Raw genomic sequence first — 18,357 nt, 5'->3', positions numbered from 1 at the left:
AACATTATACTTAAAAACTTAAATAGCCTATATGTGCAAAAATGAACTGTTCACTTTTTACAAATTATATCCCAAAACCATTTACATAGAATTCATGCACTAGTTAGGAAAATCATATTTTCTGCCAAAGGAAATACTTGAAATACTCCATAGCTTTATTGAGAATTTTTTCTACAATAACTGTTCTTTCCTCAAAAAAAGTCATGCACAAGTTGGGAAAAAGCCTGAGGGATGAAGATTTCTCTTTATCTCTCTTTGTTTTGTCCACAATTTATGCACAACTTTAATTAATGTCTATTATATTTATACTAAGGGGAAACACACTCGGCAAAGCTCGAGTCATGAACGTAGATTAAACAAGATGATCTCCCAAAATCTTTATTATAGAAAAACTCGTATCACTCATCTTTATCAAAATGGCACGAGACTTCTTAACTGGAAATCTCATCATCGGATTTAGCATCCAATGGTATTCGTTTATCCATTTTCAGCATGTAATAACTTACTACGACCAATGCTAGGAAAACGATCCCGACAACCAAGGAAATCCTGGTACTGGGATTGATCCACATACCCACCAGCACCATCAGTAAAAAGGCAATTGTCGCATAATTACTGTAAGGGGCAAACGGCATTTTGAACGGGTGTTTCTCCATTTCAGCAGCATTTACCTTTCTGAATTTAAGCTCACTGATAAGTATGACAAACCATGGAATCATTCCGGGTAAAACACTCGCACTGTACACATAAAGGAATAATTCCGGCGGTGCAAGGTAATTCAGGACAACCCCGATACCCAATCCTAATAGTACAGCGATCGTACAATATGCCGGCACTCCACTTTTAGATACTTTTGCAAAGATTTTAGGAGCTTGGCCATTCAATGCCAGTGTGTAAAGCATACGCCCTGCACTGAAGATCCCACTGTTGCATCCTGACATTGCCGCAGTGATTACGACAAAGTTAATGATGCCTGCAGCTGCTGTGATACCGATTTTAGCAAAGGTTGAAACGAATGGACTTCCGATGTCATCTAGTTTATCCCATGGATAAACCGTCACGATGACGAATATAGCGCCAATATAGAAAATTAAAATGCGCCATATGATTGATTGGATCGCTTTTGTTACGGTCTTCGTTGGATTCTTCGCTTCTCCGGCCGCGATGCCGATGAGCTCAACGCCTTGATAGGAAGCCACGACAAGGGAAAGCGCAAAGAAGAATCCTGTCCAGCCTCCCGTAAAGAAGCCGCCATTTGCCCAAAGATTCGATAATCCAATTGCGTCTCCGCCATTCCCTATTCCAAAGAAAATAAGGCCAAGGCCGGCAACGATCATCAATACAATCGTTATTATTTTTATAAGCGCAAACCAAAATTCAAATTCCCCGAAAGATTTTACGGAAATGAGGTTGGCTGCCCCCAAGATGATCATGGCGACCACACCTGGTATCCAAGCTGGTAACTCCGGGAACCAATACTGCATATACATTCCAACGGCGATGATTTCGGACATTCCTACGATTACCCATTGAAACCAATTGCTCCAAGCAGTCATATAACCTGCCAAAGGATGTATATAGCTGCTAGCAAAGGATGCAAAAGAACCCGTAGTCGGTTCTAAATATAGCATCTCCCCCATAGAACGCATGATGAAAAATATAAATATACCTGCGATGGCATATGCAAGCATTACAGAAGGCCCTGTCCATTTGATCGTGCTCGCCGATCCCATGAATAAGCCGACCCCAATGGTTCCGCCCAAAGCTATCATTTGAATGTGACGTGCCTCCAGCCCTCTCTTTAATTCCTTGTTTGACATGATTAACTCCCCCAGATGCAATATTAGCAGCAATGCTCTTCCATCCTTACCGCCAATCGACTCTATTTATTATTGTGGTTAGAAATGCCTTATCGTAATCATATAAATAACACTTTAATTTTGTTTTCTTATCTTATAATAGTAAATACTCTGTAAAAACACAAATGTATTTTTCAAAAAAACAGTTGTCAAATATATCTTGGCGATTTTTCCTATCTTAAAATACCTTTTTTAAAAAAGTGAATCAGTATTTTATAATAGTGATTACAAAAAAAAGAGTAGAAAACAATCACTTCTGCTTTGAACCATTCAAAGTCTTTTCAAGTGAACGTTTAAAAAAATTAAAACCATTTCAATGTGTTATAAACCTCCTATAAGACTGGCTAACTCCCAAAAAAAATTGTTGACCTTCAGAAAAATAGATGATAGAATTCCAATATTATTTTATAAGTATAATGAATGCTTCAGCAGTGGAAGATCACCGCAGACAGACATTTTTACACAACCGCATACAAGCAAGCGATGAATGCTATGGATGACACTATAGCAGGAGCAGCTTCTGGAGAGACTGTACAAGATGCAGCGCCGAAGGATTCACAATCTCAGGCAAAAGGACAGAAGAGTAACGAATGATAAATTGTTATTCTGAACCCTTTAAGAGATTGGTATATCCAATCTCTTTTTTTATTGTCCACTTTGTGATTGGACTTAAAACAACACTCGTGAAAACCATTGGAAAATGCAAGCTGGGTAAAAAAATCACGTCCTTCCCAAGACCATGCAGGTTTGAAATCATTCACTACCAAGACTATAAAAGATGGGGGCGTACGAATTGGCTAAACAGGAATTAAAAAGAGATTTAAAAAATCGTCATGTACAACTTATTGCAATAGGAGGAACCATTGGTACCGGTTTGTTTTTGGGATCCGGAAAAGCCATACAAATGGCAGGTCCATCTATCATCTTCTCCTATCTAATAATTGGAATTGCCTTGTTTTTTGTGATGAGAGCCCTAGGTGAATTGCTCTTATCCAATGCAGGGTATACATCATTCACTGAATTCGCAACCGAATATGTCGGCCCATGGGCTGGCTTCGTGACCGGTTGGACATATTGGTTCTGTTGGATCATGACCGCAATGGCCGATATCATAGCTGTCGGTGTCTATATACAATACTGGTTCGATATCCCTCAATGGATACCGGCTCTAATATGCCTTGTCATTCTGTTAGGATTGAACCTATTGACCGTTAAGTTATTTGGAGAATTGGAATTCTGGTTTGCCATCATAAAAGTAATCACGATCATCACCTTGATATTCGTAGGAATCATTCTCTTGGCCATCGGCTTCAATACCAATACGGGAACGGTTTCCCTAACGAACCTATGGACTCATGGAGGCATGTTCCCAAATGGAATTTCCGGTTTCCTGTTGTCTTTACAGCTGGTCGTCTTCTCCTTTGTAGGTGTCGAATTGGTCGGGGTTTCAGCAGCAGAAACGGCGAACCCGAGAAAGAACATTCCGTCTGCCATCAATAAAATCCCAGTCCGGATTTTGCTTTTCTATGTAGGTGCAATATTCGTCATTCTCTGTGTCAACCCTTGGACACAACTGGATGCCACGAGCAGCCCATTTGTAGAAGTCTTTGCGCTAATCGGCATTCCTGTCGCTGCAGGGATCATCAATTTCGTCGTTTTGACATCAGCTGCTTCTGCATGCAACAGCGGTTTATTTTCAACAAGCCGAATACTCTATACGTTAAGCAGGAATGGAGAAGCCCCTGCTAAACTGGAAAAATTAAATCAACAGGCTGTTCCTAGCAATGCCTTATTAACATCAACAATCGTTGTATCACTAGGAGCATTGTTAAGCAAACTGATACCGGAACAGGCATTTACCGTTGTGACAACCATCAGTGCCATCTGTTTCATATGGGTATGGAGCATCATCTTGATCTCACATATCAAATATTCGAAAACACGGCCGGACCTAAGAGCCGAATCAACTTTCAGGGCTCCTTTTACACCCTTTATCAATTACGCCATTTTAGGATTATTCCTGTTCATCCTTATTGTTATGCTATTCGCTGAAGCCACACGGCTATCACTGCTCATGACGCCAATCTGGTTCATGGTCTTGGTGATACTATATAACTATCAGAAAAAAAGATAGAAAAAGGATAAAGCCTTGAACTCTATAAGAATTCAAGGCTTTATCTTTTATCAGCGGCTCTGTTGCTAAAAATATATCAAGCAACTGCATTAAATTTCATATCAAAATAGTGTAAGCTTATATTTATCATCGGTTCCTTATCAAAGAAGGAATATCCGTCATGTATGAATTTTCCATCCAGTTTGGTTCACCCATCCATCAGTGGCACTGAAGTAAAACCCCCATTGTTGGACGTTTCACTTTATTTAAAACGGAGGGGTTTGTTTAATGAAGATTCTATATATACTTACTCTAGTTCCTTTTATAGGCATACTAGGATTTCTACCTTTTGTTAATAGAATAGAACCTTATGTATTAGGGATGCCTTTCAATATGTTCTGGATGGCTATGTGGGTGGTCCTTACCTCTGCCATCTTGGGCATCATGTATAAGCTGGATCCCCGGAATCGGGAAGGTGACCAGGAATGAATATTGCCCTCATAATCATTTTAGCTTTTTTACTACTATCGATATTTTTAGGCATTCGTTCTTCAAAAGGAAAAGATATGAACTTGGAACAATGGACGGTGGGCGGACGCGGTTTTGGTGCAATATTCGTCTTCCTCCTGATGGCTGGGGAAATCTATACGACCTTCTCCTTCCTTGGCGGCAGCGGCTGGGCCTATGGCAAGGGCGCACCCGCTCTATATGTTCTTATTTACATTACTTTGTCTTACGTATTATCCTATTGGCTCCTTCCTGAAATATGGAAATATGCCAAAGAAAATAAACTGATGTCCCAATCCGATTTTTTTGTAAGCAAATATAAGAGTCCCAGTCTAGGAATTTTGGCTGCGCTTGTCGGTGTGGTGTCGATGATTCCAGTGATCGTCGTGCAGCTGAAAGGATTGGGGATCATTGTCTCAGAGGCATCTTATGGTGCAATCTCAATGTCTGCGGCGGTATGGATGGGGGCAATCGGCCTTACCATTTATGTAATGATTTCCGGTATACACGGCTCAGTCTGGACAGCAGTCATTAAAGATATCATGATGATCGCCATTATAGGATTCTTAGGAATTTATCTGCCCATTCATTACTTTGGTGGATTTCAGCCGATGTTCGAAGCAATTGATGCGGCCAAGCCTGGTTTTCTAAAGTTCCCCGAGCAGGGACTTAGCATATCATGGTTCATCTCCACGGTAATATTGCTCGTATTTGGTTTCTATATGTGGCCCCAAGTTTTCAGCGCGGTTTATTCAGCTCGCAGCGGGAAGGTATTTCGAAAAAATGCCATCATCAGCCCTTTATATACGCTCATGCTGTTATTCGTATTTTTTGTAGGGTTTACAGCTATATTGAAAGTGCCTGGACTCGTAGGGGCAGATGCAGACCTCTCATTGCTGCGCCTTTCGATCCAGACCTTTGACCCATGGTTTATAGGTATAATTGGCGGGGCTGGTTTGCTGACCGCATTGGTACCGGGATCCATGCTTTTGATGAGCGTCGCTACACTGCTCGCTAAAAACGTTTATAAGGAATTTGCACCTACAGTATCAGATCGCCACGTTGTAAGATTGGCAAAGATCCTTGTGCCAATCATTGCCCTTATAGCCGTCTACTTCACCTTAAACGGCGGCGAAACGATGTCAACATTAATTCTCATGGGATACAGTCTCATCACACAGCTATTCCCGTCCCTTCTATTTAGTCTGAAGAAGAAAAAGAATCCAATCAATAAATATGGCGCAATCGCCGGCATCATCACCGGATTGGCCATAGTAATCTGCATTACACTCAGTCATTCAACAATAGGGACCCTGTTTCCATCCTTGCCACAAGCAGCGAAAGATTTGAATGTGGGAATCATCGCCTTGGCATTCAATTTCATTGTGATGATAACGGTAAGTCTTGCCCTCAGGAATCATGCGGTTCAGTTGGAACCAAAATCCGTTAACGATATATGAAGCACTCATTGATGCTGATTATTTTGGAAATCCTGTGAATGAACATCGGAAGGCTCAGTCAAAAGACTGAGCCTTCCTTCGAATAATACAGTAATAATGTCCTTTTTCTTAGAGTGATTATAGAAAGTTAATAGCCGTCAAAAAACAATGTCTCATAATAAACTACCAATCTTTTTTGTTTATAATCAAATCCCCTATTTTAACTAATAAATTCATCAAGGTTCTGGCTACTACCAGACCATCCATAGCTAAATCATATCCACCTTTTAATAAGGCTTCCGGATTAAAGCAAAAAGTAATCGATATTACAAAAGCTATTAAAATCAGGATAAAACCGAACTGAGATCTATTTGATTTAACGTTCCGCCTTATCTTATATATTTTACAAATAATACCATCATTTTGGAAATAATCTTCATTTACTATCATTAGGGAAATCTCAGTTGCAATAGAAATCAAAATAAATAGCCACTCTAATAAAGAATGACTATATATTATGAAATATGAACTTTAAAATACATCCCGCATTGCTTTTACTCGCGATTGGAGCAAATACTCGTGAATTCCACGCTTTTACTCGCGATTGGAGCAAATACCGTGAATTCCACGCTTTTACTTGCGATTGGAGCAAATACTCGTGAATTTCATGCTTTTACTCGCGATTGGAGCAAATACTCGTGAATTCCACGCTTTTACTCGCGATTGGAGCAAATACTCGTGAATTCCACGCTTTTACTCGTGAATTTGGAGCAAATACTCGTGAATTTCACGCTTTTACTCGCGATTGGAGCAAATACTCGTGAATTCCACGCTTTTACTCGTGAATTTGGAGCAAATACTCGTGAATTCCACGCTTTTACTCGTGAATTTGGAGCAAATACTCGTGAATTCCACGCTTTTACTCGTGAATTTAGAGCAAATACTCGTGAATTCCACGCTTTACTCGTGAATTTGGAGCAAATACTCGTGAATTCCACGCTTTTACTCGCGATTGGAGCAAATACTCGTGAATTCCACGCTTTTACTCGCGATTGGAGCAAATACTCGTGAATTCCACGCTTTTACTCGTGAATTTGGAGCAAATACTCGTGAATTCCACGCTTTTACTCGTGAATTTGGAGCAAATACTCGTGAATTTAATGCCCGTTAAAACTCATTTCTTAATACCTGGTAACTTAGTAATCCACTAAAGCCTTCCTTCCATCATTCAATGTTTTAACCATTTCCTTATACTCCTGCAACGCTTGTTCCAGTTTTTGTTTTCTATTTACAATCATCCTCGAAACCTCTTTCGGGCTGGGCCCGCCTTGAATGCTTCTAATTTCCACAAAGTATTCAGGAGAGATGATTTTTTTCCATTCGTCTTCAGTTAAATTCACTGCAACGAATTCATTGATGATCTTGTTGATTTCTTGGGTGTCCCAATCATATAGCTCTTTCCCTTCACTTATCGACCGTTTTGCAATTGTACTTGCTATGGAATGGGCTTTTCTAAATGATATCTCGTAATCTCTTGATAGGGTATCAGCTAATTCAGTAACCGTTATACTGGATTTTGCGGCCATTTTTTTTGTATGTTCTTCATTTACTTTCAATGTTGATATGACTGCATACATTAGTTTCATGACACGGCCTGCATTCGAAAAAGCCCGATATAAATGCGGCTGTAAATCATCTTCCGTATCGACGATATCACCAAATGGTGTGTTGTGGATCATATTCATTGCAGCAAGTGCATCACCATACGCACTGCTTGCAATCGAACGGGAATGTTCAATTGATACTGGGTTTCTTTTTTGCGGCATGATGCTGCTAACTTGAACATAAGGATCTGCCACATGAAATGTACCAAACTCCCTTGTCACATGCTGCAAGAAATCTTGAATCCACCTCCCAGTATTAACCATGCACGTCATAATGGCAGTTGCGGTTTCCAATAAATAATCAGCCCCGCCTATCGAGTCATAGGAATTTTCAACAACCGCCTCAAACCCAAGCAGTTCAGCGGTACGGTTACGGTTGATTGGAAAACCAGTAGTTGTTAACGCAGCCGCGCCGAGGGGGGATTGGTTCACCGTTTCATAGGCTGCCCATAACCGTCCAATATCCCTTTGAAGAACGTCATAAATGGCTAAAAAGTAATGGCCTAATGTAGTCGGCTGAGCCGGTTGGGTATGCGTGTAACCAGTAATATAGGTTTCTATATGTTTTTCTGCCTGCACCAAGAATGCCTCCCTCAATTGGTTTGCATAGCCGATCAATTGGAGAAGATGACCTCTTATAACAAGCCGATACATCGCAACTCCCATATCATTACGGCTGCGGCCGATATGAATCTTTCCTGCGAGCTCGTGACCGATTTCCTCGCCAATCTTTGCCTCCATCATGAAAAATAAGTCTTCGAATTGAGGTTGATATGTCAGGAGAGTGAGATCAGTTTGAGCCACTTTCCGAATCCCCTCCAGCATGGTTTTCGCTTCTTCTTCTTTAATGATCTTTTGTTCCGAAAGCATGATGACATGTGCCCGATGAATATCGAACATAACATGAAATAAGTAATCTCTTTGATCATTAAAAACAGGCATTAGAAGCTCTTCCGCATATGTTTTCCCGGGAAAAACACTGCCTTCATTTTTGATAAATTCTTCAAGCTTACTCATCTTTGAACCTCCGATTTATAAAGCTTTTTCCGCTTTTATTCCAAAAAACTTGTTCGAAATAAAAAGAACGATAACTATCAGCGTGATTTGAATCATCCCATAGGCAGCTGCCTGCCCCATATTGAACATCCGAAGCTGATTCATGATTTCAATAGATATGGGTCTGTTTGAAATCGTGTACAACAGGACTGAGGTTGGGAATTCTCCTACAGACTCTATAAAGGCTAATAATGTCCCTGATAAAACACCAGGCAAAATAATCGGTAAAATGACCTTTCTGAAGGTATAAAACCACTTTGCCCCCAAGTTTCTTGCCGCTTCCTCAATTGAGTCATCAAGCTGTTCCAGAACGGCGTTAGTTGAACGAACAACAAGGGGAATATGTCTGATGAAATAGGCAAGGGGCAAAATCCAAAATGTTCCTACTAATATTTGACCGAAAGAAAAAACGCTAGGTTCATTAAATGCGAATATCAAGTTCATCCCAATAACCGTTGCAGGCAAGGCCCACGGAATCATGACTAGGATATCAATAAAGCTTTTCCCGACGAATTTCCGTTTAACAAGAACATAGGACGCGATGACCCCAAACACCAAATTTGCTAGTGTGGCAATAACAGCCATCAGTAAACTATTTCGTAACGGTTTAAAGATATTGGGGTCTTCAAACAAAAGTCGGTAATTTTCCGCATTAAATACTGTCGGGTACGTTTGAAACGTCCAGGTTCCATCCGGCACAAGCGAAAGCAATAGAATCGTAAAGTGCGGTAAAAGCAGAATAAGTACGCCGATGATACCCGTTACGACCATCACCCACTTCATAAATGGATTTTTCACTTCACTCCTGTGTGCCCCAATCCCTTTCGAAGCCATGCGGTAATCTTTCCTATTCTGATACCAACGCATGAATAATAGAAATGAAATTGAAACAATGGATAGAATGACGGATTGAGTGGCAGCAATTTCCATATCACCATTGATTTTCGAAAAATAAATTTGCAGGCTCAACACCCTGTACCCGCCAGCCAATAGAAACGGGGCACTGAAAGAAGCCATTGATATCATGAAAACAAGTAAAGAAGCGGCAACGATGGCAGGTGTCAATAATGGAAATGTCACCTTCCAAAAAACCTTGAATTTATTTGCGCCTAAGTTATATGCAGCTTCTTCCAGGGAGGGATCAATTTTATTGATTGCAGCGGATACGGTCATATAAAAATAGACATACATCGTATAGGCATGAACGATCAGGATTCCTGATACCCCGCCAATTTTAAATGGAACTTTATCGAGACCGAACATATCCTTGATAGCATTTGGAATTAATCCCGATTCTCCATATAAAAACATAAAGGCCATAACCCCCACCAATGATGGAAGAACAATCGGCAAAATCGCTGCTGATGAAAAGAAGCTTCTGCCTGGAAAATCGTAACGGTTAAAAATGAATGCGAGCGGAATGCCAATCAAGGCACTGACCAATACACTCAATATGGATATATAAACGGAATTCCATAGAGCCTCTAGGTTCGTTTTTGATTCCTGTACGAAGAAGTCCTGATAATTCCCCAGGGATATCGATCCGTCTTTTTGCAAACTTTCTATAAATGTTCTCGACGATGGATAGAGAACATAAGCCACGAGCACTAATACAACTGGTATTAGGAGCCAAATCGTTAGTCTAGTATCACGATTTTTAATCATGGAACTTCACCGCTTATGACAGGGATAAGGCGCAGCTGTTTCCCAGGAAGTTGGACATATACTTCCTTCCCTTGATAAAAGTAACCAAATTCATGAGTATTAAATACATCCACCCTTAATAACACGTTTTGAACATCCACCATTACATTTACTACAGATCCAAAGAATTGGACGGAATTGATTTTACCTTTAAAGATATTCATTCCCTCTTCGGCCACATCCAGAATCCTGATTGCTTCAGGACGAATCGAAACAGCAAGGTCATAATCAGTCTGCAGAATAGAAATTCCTTCACTAACTTGATTTTGTACATTGAATTTAATCGGTTGTTCACTGTTTTTTAGGGTTACCACTATATTATCTTGTTGAACTTTTTCGACTTGAACGGGCAATAGATTAATCTCACCTATGAAACTCGCCACGAAATCATTGGCCGGCCGATTATAAATTTCTGCCGGCGTCCCGACCTGGTGGCATACACCAAAATTGAACACAGCAATCCGATCACTCATGGACAATGCCTCAGCTTGATCATGTGTGACATAAATGGTGGTAATCTTATAATCACGCTGCAGCCTTAAGATTTCTCCCCTCATTTCATCACGAAGCTTGGCATCCAGATTACTTAATGGTTCATCCAGCAGCAATATTTCCGGTTCAATAACCAGGGCCCTGGCAAGGGCAACACGCTGCTGCTGTCCTCCGCTTAACTGGCTCACTTGACGACTCGAGTAGCTCTCCAGTCTGACTTTGCGAAGTGCATCCAGCACTTTCCCCTTTAAATCGCTTGAAGAAACTTTTCTCACGCGCAAACCAAATGCAACATTTTCAAATACAGTCATGTGGGGAAAGAGGGCATAGTTTTGAAATACCATGCCTGTATTCCTTTTCTCCGGAGGTACACGCGTCATATCTTTGTTGCCGAATCGGACGACGCCTTTTGTAGGATAATAAAAACCGGCAATCATCCGAAGCGTTGTCGTTTTACCGCAGCCACTTGGGCCAAGAAAGGTAAAAAACTCGCCTTCTTTGATTTCCAGATTTAAATGATCAACAGCTATCGTTTTCCCGAAGGCTTTTTGGACATTCTCTATTTTTATTGACGCCATCCAACGACACTTCCTTATTCTTTAATTTCTTTATCCCCACTTTTTATATTTTCGTCCCAATATTTCATCCACTCGTCACCTTTTTCTTGGAATGCATTCCAATCAATATCCATCGCTTTAATTTCTGTATCCGTGATCCATTCAGGTAAATCCTTCACATCACTTCTGGTCGGAATCCTGTAAAAGTCTTCCGCCAAAATCTTTGCGGCTTCTGGTGAATTCACAAACTCATAAAACGCTTCAGCCGCTTTGGGATGTTTGGCACCTTCAACGATGGCAATTCCTTCTGTCAATACTGGCGTTCCGCTTTCAGGAATGACGAACTCAAACGGATAATTTTTATTTTCTTTCAGCATGACAACATCCGGCATTGCCCAAACGGAAAGCGTGCCCTCTCCTTTTGCCACCTTGTTATACATCATTTCCGGGTTGGCTGAATATTCCTTTGTATTTTGGTCGAGCTTCTTTAACCAGTCATATCCTTCTTGTGGATCATTTGTATCCTTATACGTACGATAGATCATCGCAGAAAAAATTGTCCTCATCGTCCCGGAGGCTAGCGGATAGCGGATGATGATTTCATCTTTCCACTTCGGATCAAGCAGCTCATCCCAATCTTTCGGCACTTCGGCTTTGGATATTTCTTTGCTGTTGTACATGATGACTTCCGGTGTCTGGCTCGTTCCCGTCCAATACCATTCCGGATCGCGGAATCCTGACTCGAGACTATCGGAATAGGTAGGCTTATAAGCAGCTAGCAGCCCCTCATCCTTTGCTTGATTGAAGTTTGTGGAAGGTGCTCCCCACCAAACGTCTGCCTGCGGATTATTTTTTTCTGAGCGAACACGGTCAAGGATTTCCTGAGACCCCATATCAAGCCACTCAACATCAATGCCATATTTACCTTCGAACTGCTTTTCGAATGTTGATAAAATATCTTTGCCATGCGGTGAATAAACGACGATTTTATCTTCCAACTCACCTTTTTCTCCCTTGGCACCGCCAGCATCCGAATTCGTTTTCGTATCAGTACCGTTACATCCTGAAATCAATATTGCTGCCGATAAAGTCAGTACTGAAACAAGCGACTTTTTCCTCTTTTTCATTATTAATCCCCCTCATCATGAAAATTCAAAATGCTATCATGTTCCCTTAAGAATAGGGAAACCGCTCCTAATACTCCTGCGTTTTCTCCCAGTTGTGAAATTTTCATTTCTACTAAACTTGGAAGATATCGATCAACGATCTCACGAATTCTAGGTAAAATGTATTCAGAAGAATTTAATACACCACCTCCTAATATGATCACATCTGGATTTAGCAAACTAGCCGCATTGACAATTCCGCAGGCTAAATGTTCGATTGCTTCATTAATGACGGCCATGGCTGTCGTGTCCCCTTTTTTCGCGGACAAAAAGGCATCTTCCCCTGTCAGTTCGGATGACTTGGCCCGTTCAAATAAAGAATGCTGAGGATCTTTGAGAACAGCTCTGGTAAAATGACCGCCAATCGATTTTCCTCCTGCGACACTTTCCAGATAACCGTATCTATGGAAAATCGGCTTGAATTCACGCTTCATATCCTCTTTGTCCGTCACCATATAACCCATCTCCCCAGCTGCACTGGAAGCCCCTCTGTATAACTGGTTATTCAAGATAATCCCGCTTCCTATACCGGTTCCAACCGCAATGAACAACAAATTCCGCTTATTTTGTGCATTACCCAGCCACTGTTCACCGAGTGCCGCCGCGTTTACATCATTGTCGAGAAAAATAGGGAAATCAAAATACCGTTTCGCTTCCGCTATAAACGGATATTGAATCCATCCTAAACTCGGTGCCTCTATGACTAATCCGCTTGCCGTTTGCGTTATACCAGGAATCCCAACCCCCATCCCTAATATCCTGTTTTTCACAATCTGATTCTTTGCAATTAACCGTTCCGTTTCAATCGCCATTTGTTTAAGAAGACCTGATTGCAAATAATTTTTTGTTGAAAAACTAGTTTCAGCAAGGATTTTTCCACTTAAATCACATAAAACGATTTTCACTTTCGTCCCGCCAATATCAGTCCCAATGATATAGGCAGCCTCCTCATTGAAAAAGAGCTGGATAGGCCTTCTCCCACCTTGAGAAGAGGACTCTCCAATCCCTTTCTCAAATACCCATTTCTCCTGTATAAGTTCATCCACAGCCAGAGAAACAGTCGGTTTACTCAACTGAAGCTTAACGGCGATTTCCGCTCTTGAAATGGGTGAACATTGTTGAATGCATTGAATGATCCTTTTTTTATTTGCATATTTTTGATGACTGGGTGTTTTTTTAAAACTCATCACATCACGGCCTTACATCATTTAGTTAGTAATTTTTCCTAATTAAGTAAAAATATAACTCAAAGGAATTTAGCACACAAGTTTTTTTTGACTCTTTTAAATATTCTTATTTTAATAGTTACTTCGCATTATTTACATTTATAACCATCAATGATATTTATTAGATATGTTTTTTCGCCTGGTTGGTTAGAAAATATTACTAACCTACATTAATTTCTTCACAAGAGTTTAGGTATTTTAGTTGAAGGAGGTTAAATGAAAAATGAAAAAAGCTCTGGTATCTTTGCTTTCTCTTTGGTTCGTTCTTGCATCATTGCCGCTCGGGGGCAGCGCTGCAAAAACGGAGAAAGCCAACGTTGAGTTATGGAATGCAGTCAAGCCACTCGAGACGACCGTGACATTCTTAAACAGCGGAGCCCATCCAGATGATGAGCGAAGTGACTTTCTCGCTTATCTATCGAGAGGATTAGGTGTGAAGACATCCAGCCTGATTGCAAATCGGGGTGAAGGGGGACAAAATGAAATTGGGGATGAACTGGACAATGCTCTTGGAATCATCCGTTCAAGGGAAATGATAGAAGCTGCAAAAATCACTGGGGTGAAGGCGTATCATCTAAGTGAAACAACCTCTGATCCCATTTATGATTTCGGCTTCTCTAAAACACCAGGGGAAACATTAGAAAAGTGGGGTGAGAAACTCACGTATGAACGGCTTATCCGCTTTATTCGAACGTATCAGCCTGATATATTGATGCCTTCCTTCCAAAATGATGATACCCAGCATGGACATCATCGAACAATGACAATCTTAAGTGAACGTGCCTTTAAGGATGCCGCTGATCCAACTGTTTTTCCACAACAATTGAAACAGGGTCTATCTGTATGGCAAGTGAAAAAGTTATATTTACCTGTTTCCTCCGCAGATCAAGCAACCACTTCGATTGAAATCGGAAAATATGATCCAATATATGGTGTGACTTACCCGCAGCTTGGGGAACAATCCCGCTATCTTCATAAAAGCCAAGGCATGGGTTCTGATATTCCTGCAGCACCTCGACAGATCCATCTGGATTTGAAACAAAGTGCCGTTGATACAAAAAAACAGTCGGACCTTTTTGCAGGTGTACCTTATAATTTTACAGAATGGGCTGAAAAACTCCCTCACTCAGCTTCAAAATTAAAGGGTGAATTTAAATACTTACAACGAAATTTGGATGCCGTTATTACGGCTTATCCAAATGATAAACGTGTTTTTTCAACATCCCAAACAGCGCTCTCCAATGTTCGTTCAATTATTGCGCAAATCAAAAAAGCTAAGCTAAGTCCTGCCACGAAGAACGACTTGATTCATAAGCTCTCATTAAAAGATGAGCAATTGCAAAACGTCAGTTATGTCTCCTCAGGACTGGATGTTCAAGCTAAAGCTGCTTCAATGATTCTTACGAAAGGCCAAAATACGAACGTAACCGTAACCTTGAAGAATAACGGGAAACAAGCATTGAAAAAAGTCGCGGCTGCATTGAACGTGCCTAAAGGATGGACGGCTAAAACAAAATCTAAAGAAATCAATCTAAAACCAAATGAATCAGCAAAAATAACCTACCAGGTTAAAGTCCCAGAAGATGCAGCTTATTACCATGCTTATGATGAATCAACAATTACAACCAATATTTCTTATAAATACGGCAGCACCAAAACTGCCATAAAGGAAGAATTGGATGGAACGATAGCTGTCCTTCCTGACGTTGGCCTTACCCTATCTCCTGAAGATATCGTGGTAAATACAGTAGATGTAAAAGAAGAAATACCAGTGACCGTAACCTTGAAAAATTATACAGAGGGAAAGACATCAGCAAAGGTCGCTTTGAAAATCCCTGAAAATTGGGGAATTCTCCCTAAAAAAGCCACCGTATCACTTAATGAAAAATCAGAAGAAAAACAAGTGAAGTTCACCCTCACACCACCGAAGGCAATTCAAAATGGGGAATATCAGGTTAAGGCAGTTGCCACTGTCAATGGCAAAACCTTTGATTCAACCATCCAGGAAATTTCCTATGACCATATCGGAACATTCTATTACCAATACCCAGCAGCCACCAACACTGTTGCATTTGAGCTTTTAATGCCGGCTTCATTAAAAGTGGGTTACATTGAAAGTGGATTTGATAAAGTAGCAGATTACTTAAGCAATGCAGGCCTTAACATTACAAAGTTAACCGCAGCTGATTTAGCAGAAGGTGATTTGAGCCAATACGACACGATCGTTACAGGCATACGTGCCTATCTATCCAGGGAAGATTTGAAGGCAAATAACGCTCGCTTACTTGAATATGTGGAAAATGGCGGTCATCTCGTCGTTCAATACCATAAACCTGGTGATGGATGGGATGCCCTGAAGACTGCCCCATATCCACTTACCCTCGGGAATCCTTCCATTCGCTGGAGGGTAACAGATGAAAATGCCGCGGTAAACGTGTTGAAACCAAAATCAGCGCTTTTTAACTATCCAAATAAAATAACATCGGACGACTGGAATAATTGGGATCAAGAAAGAGGATTGTACTTCCCAATGAAATGGGATAATCGATTTGAAACGTTCATTTCCATGGCTGATCCGAATGAAGCACCATTTGATGGCGGAATCCTTATGGCAAAATACGGTAAAGGCACCTACCTTTACACGAACCTTGTCCTATACAGGCAAATTCAAGGTCAGGTTCCAGGCGGATATCGAATCATGACGAACCTGATTAGTTATGGGCAGTAAATAGGGAAGAAACCTATGCAAGTTTTGACTGCATAGGTTTCTTTTTTCTGATGTTTGCCAAATTGAAGCTTTACTAGATTTCCGATTTACCTGCCTACGATTAAAAGAGGCTGTTTTGTCAGCGGTGATTAAAGACTCCAAATTTTGAGGTGCATCTTCAAATAAATACTTAATCTTCAACGAAAACCTCTCCTCTTAAATATTCATTAGAGGGAACCTTTCGCTTTGATTGTAGGGAAATTTCCCAACAACATCAAAAGGAGGGCTGTGCTTTTAAACAGCCCTCCTTTTTTTGGTATCAGATTCAATAATTAAGCTTTTGGGATGATTGGGATGCACAGGCACCGAAACAAAGCTGGAATTTTTGATTATAGTCATTAAATCAATATCTTGTCTTGAATGATTATATTAAGTTTTCCTACAATGATTCCTAACAATAAATTGTTTAATCTTGCTTTTTCAATCAAATTCAGAACCCACTTACACCATGAAATTTCTTCTTCATCTAACATACTCCTTCTATTAAAAAGAATATAACCACCAAAATGTTTAGATGTCATTTCTAACCCATTCTTCCCATGTGTTTGTTCAATTCTGGCTATATTTTCATCTCGTAAAGCCACGGTTTGTTCTAATTTAGCAATTCGGTCCTGAATTAATTTTTTCGCATTTTCTTCATTCGATAACCAAATCGAATACATCTTAATAAGAAATTCATCTCGAATGATCGGATCAGAAGGCGATTCAGTGACCCATTTTTCCAGAGTTTCTCTTCCTTTTTCTGTGAGTGAATATATTTTCTTATCAGGTTTACCCGTTTGTTCAATATGTTCAAATTCCAAAAGCCCATTCTTCTCCATTTTAGCTAACAGAGGATATATTTGACTATGCTTCGCAGGCCATAATACCTCTAAATATCCAACTAATTGATAGCCGGAACATGGATTTCTACCAAGCGAACTAAGTATCGCATATCCAAGAGTATTCATCTAATCCCCCTTCATTTATATATAGCATTCAATAATAGTGTGTATGTTAGCCGCTTCGATTCAACATTCCTTACTGACTTAAAACCAAAGGTTAAATAATCCTTCATTAACCCCTAAATTATACATATAATATATTCCAAAAACCATGCTAATTGTGCCCATTGTGAATACAAGTGTTCTACTAATTTTAACACGTTTCATACTTAACACAAAAGGGATACCAATAATCGTAGTGAAAAAAAGCATACCAATGACCGTTCCTACTCCAAATAAAAGGATATAAATAGCCGCTTCCCAAACACTCTTTACTGTACTCATCGTCAATATAACCATAGTGCCACTTCCTGCAAGACCATGGACTAGACCAATAGACATCGATTTCAAATATGAAACATGTTTATGTTTGTGTTTATGCTCATGTTTACCACCATGTTCATGGGTATGGACATGTTTATGTTCATCTCCATCATGTCCATGCGTATGTACATGGATACTTTTGAAAGAAAGGATCGTTGTAACACCAAGATAGACAAGCATGATTCCTACTAAAAATTCTAGAGACATAGACCATTTCCCTGGTATTTCACCCTTCATAAGAATAAGAATAATACCAACTATAAATAATGTTATCGTATGACCTATCCCCCAAAATACCCCTGCTAGAGAAGCGTGCCATAACTTTTTGCTTTGACTTGCAATTGTTGATACTGCAATCACATGATCAGGCTCAATTGCATGCCTGATTCCCAAAACAAAACCTATCGTTAAAACTGAAAACAATGTAACATCCATAAATATTTCTCCTTCAAACTTTTTGTCCCTTATAAAGTGAAACTTCCATAAGTGGCGGTTTTTTA

16 protein-coding genes and 1 riboswitch are annotated in these 18,357 nt (G+C 40.2%); of the genes, 7 read left to right on the top strand and 9 right to left on the bottom strand.

What is annotated here, in order from left to right:
- Positions 1 to 431 precede the first annotated feature (431 nt).
- A complete protein-coding gene (locus UP17_RS03415; protein WP_061461662.1) occupies positions 432 to 1,820 on the bottom strand; it encodes an amino acid permease in 1,389 nt (462 codons plus the stop codon).
- Between the two features lie 549 nt (positions 1,821 to 2,369).
- Positions 2,370 to 2,448, top strand: a riboswitch (glycine riboswitch).
- Positions 2,449 to 2,652: 204 nt separating this feature from the next.
- On the opposite strand from UP17_RS03415, the gene UP17_RS03410 reads away from it, so the two are divergent.
- The 3 genes from UP17_RS03410 to UP17_RS03400 all read left to right on the top strand — a co-directional run bounded on the left by UP17_RS03410 (position 2,653) and on the right by UP17_RS03400 (position 5,939).
- A complete protein-coding gene (locus UP17_RS03410) occupies positions 2,653 to 3,993 on the top strand; it encodes an amino acid permease (protein ID WP_061461661.1) in 1,341 nt (446 codons plus the stop codon).
- 267 nt (positions 3,994 to 4,260) lie between these two features.
- The gene (locus UP17_RS03405) at positions 4,261 to 4,461 is read left to right on the top strand and encodes a DUF3311 domain-containing protein (protein ID WP_061461660.1); all 201 of its coding nucleotides are present in this window, start codon (positions 4,261 to 4,263) and stop codon (positions 4,459 to 4,461) included.
- Positions 4,458 to 5,939 carry a sodium:solute symporter family protein gene (locus UP17_RS03400; RefSeq protein ID WP_061461659.1) on the top strand — a complete coding sequence of 494 codons (1,482 nt, stop codon included), beginning with the start codon at positions 4,458 to 4,460 and terminating at the stop codon, positions 5,937 to 5,939. The genes UP17_RS03405 and UP17_RS03400 overlap by 4 nt, the downstream gene beginning before the upstream one ends.
- A gap of 162 nt (positions 5,940 to 6,101) precedes the next feature.
- On the opposite strand, the gene UP17_RS03395 is transcribed toward UP17_RS03400, so the two are convergent.
- Positions 6,102 to 6,398: a hypothetical protein gene (locus tag UP17_RS03395; RefSeq protein ID WP_061461658.1), complete on the bottom strand. Its 297-nt coding sequence runs from the start codon at positions 6,396 to 6,398 to the stop codon at positions 6,102 to 6,104.
- Positions 6,399 to 6,497: 99 nt separating this feature from the next.
- Between UP17_RS03395 and UP17_RS29145 the strand changes: the two genes are divergently transcribed.
- From UP17_RS29145 to UP17_RS27280, 3 genes are read left to right on the top strand one after another with little or no spacing between them, the layout of a single operon-like run.
- Entirely contained in the window at positions 6,498 to 6,620 is a 123-nt protein-coding gene (locus UP17_RS29145) for a hypothetical protein (protein WP_284149558.1), read from the top strand.
- A gap of 36 nt (positions 6,621 to 6,656) precedes the next feature.
- Complete coding sequence (locus UP17_RS03390) at positions 6,657 to 6,989, top strand: hypothetical protein (RefSeq protein WP_061461657.1); 333 nt, start codon at positions 6,657 to 6,659, stop codon at positions 6,987 to 6,989.
- Positions 6,946 to 7,089, top strand: a complete 144-nt coding sequence (locus UP17_RS27280) for a hypothetical protein (protein WP_155727202.1) — start codon at positions 6,946 to 6,948, stop codon at positions 7,087 to 7,089. The genes UP17_RS03390 and UP17_RS27280 overlap by 44 nt, the downstream gene beginning before the upstream one ends.
- Positions 7,090 to 7,114: 25 nt before the next feature.
- On the opposite strand, the gene argH is transcribed toward UP17_RS27280, so the two are convergent.
- From argH to UP17_RS03365, 5 genes are read right to left on the bottom strand one after another with little or no spacing between them, the layout of a single operon-like run.
- A complete protein-coding gene (gene argH, locus UP17_RS03385) occupies positions 7,115 to 8,599 on the bottom strand; it encodes an argininosuccinate lyase (protein WP_061461656.1) in 1,485 nt (494 codons plus the stop codon).
- A gap of 15 nt (positions 8,600 to 8,614) precedes the next feature.
- Positions 8,615 to 10,303, bottom strand: a complete 1,689-nt coding sequence (locus tag UP17_RS03380; RefSeq protein ID WP_061461655.1) for an ABC transporter permease — start codon at positions 10,301 to 10,303, stop codon at positions 8,615 to 8,617.
- The gene (locus UP17_RS03375) at positions 10,300 to 11,412 is read right to left on the bottom strand and encodes an ABC transporter ATP-binding protein (protein WP_061461654.1); all 1,113 of its coding nucleotides are present in this window, start codon (positions 11,410 to 11,412) and stop codon (positions 10,300 to 10,302) included. Before UP17_RS03375 ends, UP17_RS03380 begins: the two co-directional genes overlap by 4 nt.
- Positions 11,413 to 11,426: 14 nt before the next feature.
- Positions 11,427 to 12,518: an extracellular solute-binding protein gene (locus tag UP17_RS03370; RefSeq protein ID WP_061461653.1), complete on the bottom strand. Its 1,092-nt coding sequence runs from the start codon at positions 12,516 to 12,518 to the stop codon at positions 11,427 to 11,429.
- A gap of 2 nt (positions 12,519 to 12,520) precedes the next feature.
- Positions 12,521 to 13,744, bottom strand: coding sequence for an ROK family transcriptional regulator (locus UP17_RS03365; protein ID WP_061461652.1), 1,224 nt, complete (start codon positions 13,742 to 13,744; stop codon positions 12,521 to 12,523).
- A gap of 262 nt (positions 13,745 to 14,006) precedes the next feature.
- Between UP17_RS03365 and UP17_RS03360 the strand changes: the two genes are divergently transcribed.
- Positions 14,007 to 16,511 carry an NEW3 domain-containing protein gene (locus UP17_RS03360; RefSeq protein ID WP_061461651.1) on the top strand — a complete coding sequence of 835 codons (2,505 nt, stop codon included), beginning with the start codon at positions 14,007 to 14,009 and terminating at the stop codon, positions 16,509 to 16,511.
- Positions 16,512 to 16,888: 377 nt separating this feature from the next.
- Here the strand turns inward: UP17_RS03360 and UP17_RS03355 are convergent, their stop codons facing one another.
- A complete protein-coding gene (locus UP17_RS03355; RefSeq protein WP_061461650.1) occupies positions 16,889 to 17,500 on the bottom strand; it encodes a PadR family transcriptional regulator in 612 nt (203 codons plus the stop codon).
- Between the two features lie 78 nt (positions 17,501 to 17,578).
- Positions 17,579 to 18,292, bottom strand: a complete 714-nt coding sequence (locus tag UP17_RS03350; RefSeq protein WP_061461649.1) for a HoxN/HupN/NixA family nickel/cobalt transporter — start codon at positions 18,290 to 18,292, stop codon at positions 17,579 to 17,581.
- Positions 18,293 to 18,357 lie beyond the last annotated feature (65 nt).

Source organism: Peribacillus simplex, assembly GCF_001578185.1.
Lineage (GTDB): Bacteria > Bacillota > Bacilli > Bacillales > DSM-1321 > Peribacillus > Peribacillus simplex_A.
This window is presented reverse-complemented; position numbering and strand designations above follow the sequence as displayed.

What these genes read in the sequence shown, in the direction of transcription:
- UP17_RS03415 (WP_061461662.1), bottom strand. Translation starts at nt 1,820, where the DNA reads ATGTCAAACAAGGAATTAAAGAGAGGGCTGGAGGCACGTCACATTCAA.
- UP17_RS03405 (WP_061461660.1), top strand. Translation starts at nt 4,261, where the DNA reads ATGAAGATTCTATATATACTTACTCTAGTTCCTTTTATAGGCATACTA.
- UP17_RS03400 (WP_061461659.1), top strand. Translation starts at nt 4,458, where the DNA reads ATGAATATTGCCCTCATAATCATTTTAGCTTTTTTACTACTATCGATA.
- argH (WP_061461656.1), bottom strand. Translation starts at nt 8,599, where the DNA reads ATGAGTAAGCTTGAAGAATTTATCAAAAATGAAGGCAGTGTTTTTCCC.
- UP17_RS03380 (WP_061461655.1), bottom strand. Translation starts at nt 10,303, where the DNA reads ATGATTAAAAATCGTGATACTAGACTAACGATTTGGCTCCTAATACCA.
- UP17_RS03375 (WP_061461654.1), bottom strand. Translation starts at nt 11,412, where the DNA reads ATGGCGTCAATAAAAATAGAGAATGTCCAAAAAGCCTTCGGGAAAACG.
- UP17_RS03370 (WP_061461653.1), bottom strand. Translation starts at nt 12,518, where the DNA reads ATGAAAAAGAGGAAAAAGTCGCTTGTTTCAGTACTGACTTTATCGGCA.
- UP17_RS03365 (WP_061461652.1), bottom strand. Translation starts at nt 13,744, where the DNA reads ATGAGTTTTAAAAAAACACCCAGTCATCAAAAATATGCAAATAAAAAA.
- UP17_RS03360 (WP_061461651.1), top strand. Translation starts at nt 14,007, where the DNA reads ATGAAAAAAGCTCTGGTATCTTTGCTTTCTCTTTGGTTCGTTCTTGCA.
- UP17_RS03355 (WP_061461650.1), bottom strand. Translation starts at nt 17,500, where the DNA reads ATGAATACTCTTGGATATGCGATACTTAGTTCGCTTGGTAGAAATCCA.
- UP17_RS03350 (WP_061461649.1), bottom strand. Translation starts at nt 18,292, where the DNA reads ATGGATGTTACATTGTTTTCAGTTTTAACGATAGGTTTTGTTTTGGGA.